We start from the raw sequence: 5,377 nt of genomic DNA, 5'->3' as shown, positions 1-5,377 counted from the left end.
CTACCCCGAACCCCTGKTCGCCCAGGTCAGCGATCTGCTGGCGCAGGGCAAGCTCGGCCCCTGGCTGCAGCAGCGCTACCCCGACCCGCATGAGGTGCGCAGCGACCGCCAGCTGTACGACTACACCCTGGACATGAAGGACCGCTACCTGCGCAAGTCGGTGCCGCTCAACAAGGTCTGCTACGACAACACGCTGGAGGTCATCAAGCATGCCCTGGGCACCCACACCGCCATTTCCCGTGTACACGGCGGCCGGCTCAAGGCCAGCCGCGAGATCCGCATCGCCACCGTGTTCCGGCAGGCGCCAGCCGCCTTCCTGCGCATGATCGTGGTGCACGAGCTGGCCCATCTGAAGGAGGCCGACCACAACAAGGCCTTCTACCAGCTGTGCCAGCACATGGAGCCGGATTACTTGCAGCTGGAGTTCGATACCCGCCTGTACCTGACCGAGCTGGCCAACCGCGGCCAGCGCTGAGCCGGCGTAGCGGCTACACTGCGCGCCCCCTGCCCGACCTTTCGCCATGGAACCGACCCGACTCGACAAACGCCTGTCCGCCCTGCTCGGCATCCCGCGTGGTGAAGCGCGGCGCTATATCGAGGGCGGCTGGGTCAGCGTCGATGGCGAAGTGGTGGAACAGCCGCAGCGCCCGGTGGACGAGAGCGCCAGCATCGTGGTGGCCGAGCAGGCCAGCGACAGCAAGGCAGAGCGCGCCAGCATGCTGCTGCACAAACCGGCTGGCGTGCCGGCCGATGCCCTGTGCGCGCTGATCCGCACCGAGACCCGCAGCGAACTGGATGCCAGTGACATCCGCCCGCTGCAGCGGCACTTCCACGGCCTGCAGCTGGCATCCTCGCTGCCGGCCGACGACAACGGGCTGGTGGTGGTCAGCCAGGATCCGGCGGTGCTCGCGCACCTGCAGCGCAACCTGGGCCGCACCGAACAGGAGTACCTGGTCGAAGTGGCTGAAGGCGGCCCGGAACGTGGCCCGTGGCTGATGGCCCGGCTGCAGCATGAAGCAGGCGGCCCGAAGGTCAGCTGGCAGAGCGAGCAGCGCCTGCGTTTTGCAGGCAAGGGACTGACCGCGAAGGGCCTGAGGACTGCGGTGACGGCTGCCGGCCTGCAGGTCGTGGCCGTACGCCGCCTGCGCATCGGCCGGGTGGCGCTGGGCCCGCTGGCCGTGGGCCAGTGGCGCTATCTGGGCAGCGACGAGCGGTTCTGAGCCACGGCGCTTCATCCACGCATGGCGTGGATCTACCGGTGACAGGTCATCCACGCATGGCGTGGATCTACCTCCAGGCGTGACGTGGATCTACCATCGGCGTCATGAGTCTGCGCAAACCCCTATGGCGACGCCTGCTGCGCGTCGCCGCGATCATCATCGCCGCACTGCTTCTGCTGGTCCTGTCCGGCCTGCTGCTGGCCGACCACCTGGCCCCGCAGGCGCGCGGCGAAGCATCGCAGGTACTGCCACTGCAACCTTCGCAGACGCCCATTGATCGGCAGATGATGCCCCTGCAGGCCGCCCATCCCGGGCAGTCGGGCGTGGCCTTCCTCAGCGATGGCATGGATGCGTTCGCTGCCCGCGCGATGATCACCGAGCACGCCGGCCGCAGCCTGGACCTGCAGTACTACATCTGGCACGACGACCTGATCGGCCACTTGATGGCCAAGGCGCTGTACGACGCKGCCGAMCGTGGCGTGCGCGTGCGCATCCTGCTTGATGACATGAATGCCAAGGACAAGGATGCGCTGATGATGGCGCTCGATGCGCATCCCAACATCGAGCTTCGCCTGTACAACCCGTTCCGCAACCGCAGCGGCATCGCCCGCACGCTGGAGCTGGTGCAACGCGCCTTCAGCGTGAACCACCGCATGCACAACAAGAGCTGGATCGCCGACGGACGCATCGCGATCGTGGGTGGCCGCAACATCGGCGAGGAATACTTCAGCGCGCGCAGCGACGTGAATTTCCAGGACCTGGACCTCGTGGTGGCCGGCCCGGCCGTGCAGCAGGCCAACCAGATCTTCGACGACTACTGGAACAGCGACGCGGCGATTCCGATCTCGGCGCTGGCGACCTATACCGATGCACAGCTGCGCCAGCTGGTGCGCCAGTCCGATCTGGACGCGCTGCATGCGCAGGCCCAACCGTACCTGCAGCGCGTGGCCGAGTCGCGCCAGCGCCAGCGTGCCAGCCCGGAGCCGCTGCACTGGAGCAGGCAGGTACGGATCGTGTCCGATCCACCGATGAAGCACCACGGCGATGCGCACGACGACTGGCTGGTCACCGAACTGGTCCGGCAGCTGCAGTCGACGCGCTACAAGGCACTGTTGATCTCGCCGTACTTCGTCCCCGGCAGCGAAGGGCTGGACGGACTTTCGGCGATGGCCGGCCGTGGCGCCCAGGTAGGCGTGGTGACCAACTCGCTGGCGGCCAACGATGTGGCTGCCGTGCACGGTGGCTACATGGGCTACCGGGTGCCGCTGCTGAAGGCCGGCGTGCAGCTGTACGAACTGAAGGCGAACGGCCAGGCCGGTGACGGCAGCCTGTTCGGCAGCAGCGGCGCCAGCCTGCACACCAAGGCATTGCTGGTCGACGACCGGCGCGGGTTCGTCGGATCGTTCAACCTCGATCCGCGTTCGGCCTATCTCAACACCGAGATGGGCGTGCTGTTCGACGACCCAGTGCTGGGCGCACAGCTGCGCTCGGAATACCTGCGCCTGGCCAGCCCGGAACACAGCTGGTGGCTGGCACTGGGCGCTGATGACGAACTGCGCTGGTTGCAGCGCGAGCCGCCGCCGCACTGGGTCGATGCCGAGCCCGGCAGCAGTCTCGGCAAACGCTGGACGGCACGGGTGATCAGCTGGTTGCCGCTGGAATCCCAGCTGTAACGATCAGGGGGCGGCCCCCTCGCCATCGCCGTGCAGGCTTTCGTCCAGGGTTTCCACATTGCGCCCATGCAGGCGCCGCCAGATCCAGCGCAGCGCGTGCGGCGGCGCTGCCGGCAACTGTTCCAGCAAGGCCAGCATGCGGCCCWGGCTGGCATGCCCGTGCCGGCACAGCAGACTGGCCGCCGCGGCGGCGCTGGCCAGGCGCAGGCTGTCGGCCAGCGGACCATCAGCGTCAGGTGCCAGCGCCTGATGCACCGGTTCGGGCAGTTCCCAGGCGGCAGCCACCCGCTGTGCCAGCGGTAGTGACCACTGCTGCAGCAACTGCAGGGCCAGCGCCGGCTCCACCTCTTCGCCACGCGCCTGTGCTTCCTGCAGCAGTTGACGCATGACCAGCGCCGCACCCAGGCCCTGCACCAGGCCCAGCCATTGCGCAGCGAAGGCATCGCCGAAGGTGACCGTGCGGGCGTGGTCGGCGGCCGCGCGCGACGCCAGCAGAGCGTGCTCCCAGATGATCGAACTGAACTGCGGGAACACCTCGCACTGCACCTGCATCACCGGCTGCACCAGCACTGCGCTGATGATCTGCCGCACACCTTCGGTGCCGACCAGGGTCACCGCCCGCTGCAGGCTTTCCACAGGCCGCTCGTGCACCTTGTAGACCGGGCTGTTGGCAATCCGCAGCAGATTGCCGGTCAGCACCGGATCCTGGCCGATGATGGAGGCCATCACCCGCGCAGACGCAACGTCGTCATTGACCGTCTGGATCAGCTGCGGCAGCAGTTGCGGCCGTCGCGGCAGCTGCCGGGTGGCCCAGTCGCGGTCCCGCAGTGCACGGTCCACCGCTTCGGCCAGACCCGATGCGCTGACCGCCGCCGGTTCGCCTGCCAAGCGCGGATACAGGGCCAGCGCGTGCAGTCCGCGCTGCAGGTGAGCGGCGACCTCGGCCGCCGGCAAGGCGTCACCTTGCAGACTGGCCGCCGCAGCGGCCACGGCCTGGCGGGGGRCTGCGGCCAGACGTGCCGGGGCCTGCCCGGTCAGCTGCGACAGCCAACGGAGCACGGATCGCCACCACGCTGCGGTCATCGCCGCCCACCCTGTCGTTGTCCTGCTGCTGCCACGGCCTGCCCCTGCACCTTCATCACATCCGGCCACCTGCCGTCGTCGCAGCATCGGCCGCACTTTCATCTTCTTTAACCCGGACCCCTCCGGCGTCGACGGCATATCCCGGGCGAATGGACTAGAATGGCGCCGCGCGACCCGTCCCCCTGTACCGACGACGTCGCTTTTTTTGTTTTCGGACCCTACCGTTCATTGGCAGTTCGCCGCAGTTCACCGCAGATCGCGCCATCGGAGACCCCATGCTATTCGAAACCCTCGCAACCACCGGCCACGAACAGGTGGTGTTCTGCCACAACCAGGATGCCGGCCTGCGGGCGATCATCGCCATCCACAACACCACCCTGGGCCCCGCCCTGGGCGGGGTGCGCATGCGCCCCTACGCCAGCACCGACGATGCGCTGGCCGATGTGCTGCGGCTGAGCCGCACGATGACCTACAAGAATGCGCTGGCCGGTCTCAATGTCGGTGGCGGCAAGGCGGTGATCATCGGCGACCCCAAGGCCGACAAGACCGAAGTGCTGTTCCGCGCGTTCGGCCGCTATGTCGATTCGCTGGGCGGTCGCTACATCACGGCCGAGGACGTCGGCACCGACGTCAACGACATGGAGAACATCTACCTGGAGAGCCAGTTCGTCACCGGCGTGCACCAGGTCCATGGCGGCTCGGGAGATCCGGCCCCGTTCACCGCCTATGGCGCGCTGCAGGCGCTGATGGCCTCGATGCGCTTCAAGTTCGGCCATGAGGAAGTGGGCAAGACCAGTATCGCGGTGCAGGGCCTGGGCCATATCGGCATGGAACTGGTGAAGCTGCTGCGCGACCGTGGCGCCAAGCTGTACGTGACCGATCTGGACAGCGCGCTGGTGGACCGTGCGGTCAACGATTTCGGCGCCGAGGCAGTCAAGCCGGACGAGATCCACGAAGTGAACGCCGACGTGTTCGCGCCGTGCGCGCTGGAAGGCGCGATCAACGCCGACACGCTGCCGCGGATCAAGGCGAAGATCATCTGTGGCACCGCCAACAACCAGCTGTCCAGCCTGGAGATCGGCGACGAGCTGCATGCGCGCGGCATCCTGTATGCGCCGGACTACGCGGTCAACGCCGGTGGCGTGATGAACGTGTCGCTGGAAATCGACGGTTACAACCGCGAGCGCGCGATGCGGCTGATCCGCAGCATCTACCACAACCTGACGCGCATCTTCGAGCTGTCGCAGCGCGAGAACATCGCCCCGCAGCGCGCGGCTGACCGGATCGCAGAAGCGCGCATCCTGTCGATCGGCAAGCTGAAGATGCCGCTGGGCCGCAGCACACCGCGCCTGGGCAATCTGCGCGGCGGCTGAGCGCCACCCCCGGCAACCGGACGCGTGC

5 protein-coding genes are annotated in these 5,377 nt (G+C 67.6%); 4 read left to right on the top strand and 1 reads right to left on the bottom strand.

Annotated elements, in window-relative coordinates; all coding sequences use genetic code 11:
- Nucleotides 1-13: 13 nt before the first annotated feature.
- From AB4Y84_RS12055 to AB4Y84_RS12045, 3 genes are all read left to right on the top strand, one after another.
- Nucleotides 14-475: a M48 metallopeptidase family protein gene (locus tag AB4Y84_RS12055; RefSeq protein ID WP_442250188.1), complete on the top strand. Its 462-nt coding sequence runs from the start codon at nt 14-16 to the stop codon at nt 473-475.
- Between the two features lie 46 nt (nt 476-521).
- Nucleotides 522-1,220, top strand: coding sequence for an RNA pseudouridine synthase (locus AB4Y84_RS12050; RefSeq protein ID WP_025879164.1), 699 nt, complete (start codon nt 522-524; stop codon nt 1,218-1,220).
- A gap of 104 nt (nt 1,221-1,324) precedes the next feature.
- Nucleotides 1,325-2,893: a phospholipase D family protein gene (locus AB4Y84_RS12045; RefSeq protein ID WP_442250187.1), complete on the top strand. Its 1,569-nt coding sequence runs from the start codon at nt 1,325-1,327 to the stop codon at nt 2,891-2,893.
- Nucleotides 2,894-2,896: 3 nt separating this feature from the next.
- Here AB4Y84_RS12045 and AB4Y84_RS12040 read toward each other — a convergent pair whose 3' ends face one another.
- On the bottom strand, nt 2,897-3,976 hold the full coding sequence (locus AB4Y84_RS12040; RefSeq protein ID WP_442250186.1) for an HDOD domain-containing protein: 1,080 nt from the start codon (nt 3,974-3,976) through the stop codon (nt 2,897-2,899).
- A gap of 275 nt (nt 3,977-4,251) precedes the next feature.
- Between AB4Y84_RS12040 and AB4Y84_RS12035 the strand changes: the two genes are divergently transcribed.
- A complete protein-coding gene (locus tag AB4Y84_RS12035) occupies nt 4,252-5,349 on the top strand; it encodes a Glu/Leu/Phe/Val dehydrogenase dimerization domain-containing protein (protein ID WP_312110677.1) in 1,098 nt (365 codons plus the stop codon).
- Nucleotides 5,350-5,377 lie beyond the last annotated feature (28 nt).

Origin of the sequence: Stenotrophomonas sp. 2YAF22, assembly GCF_052114665.1 — a bacterium.
Taxonomy (GTDB): Bacteria; Pseudomonadota; Gammaproteobacteria; order Xanthomonadales; family Xanthomonadaceae; genus Stenotrophomonas; species Stenotrophomonas indicatrix.
Note: the sequence above shows the minus strand (reverse complement) of the source record. Positions and strands in the feature narration are given on the sequence as shown.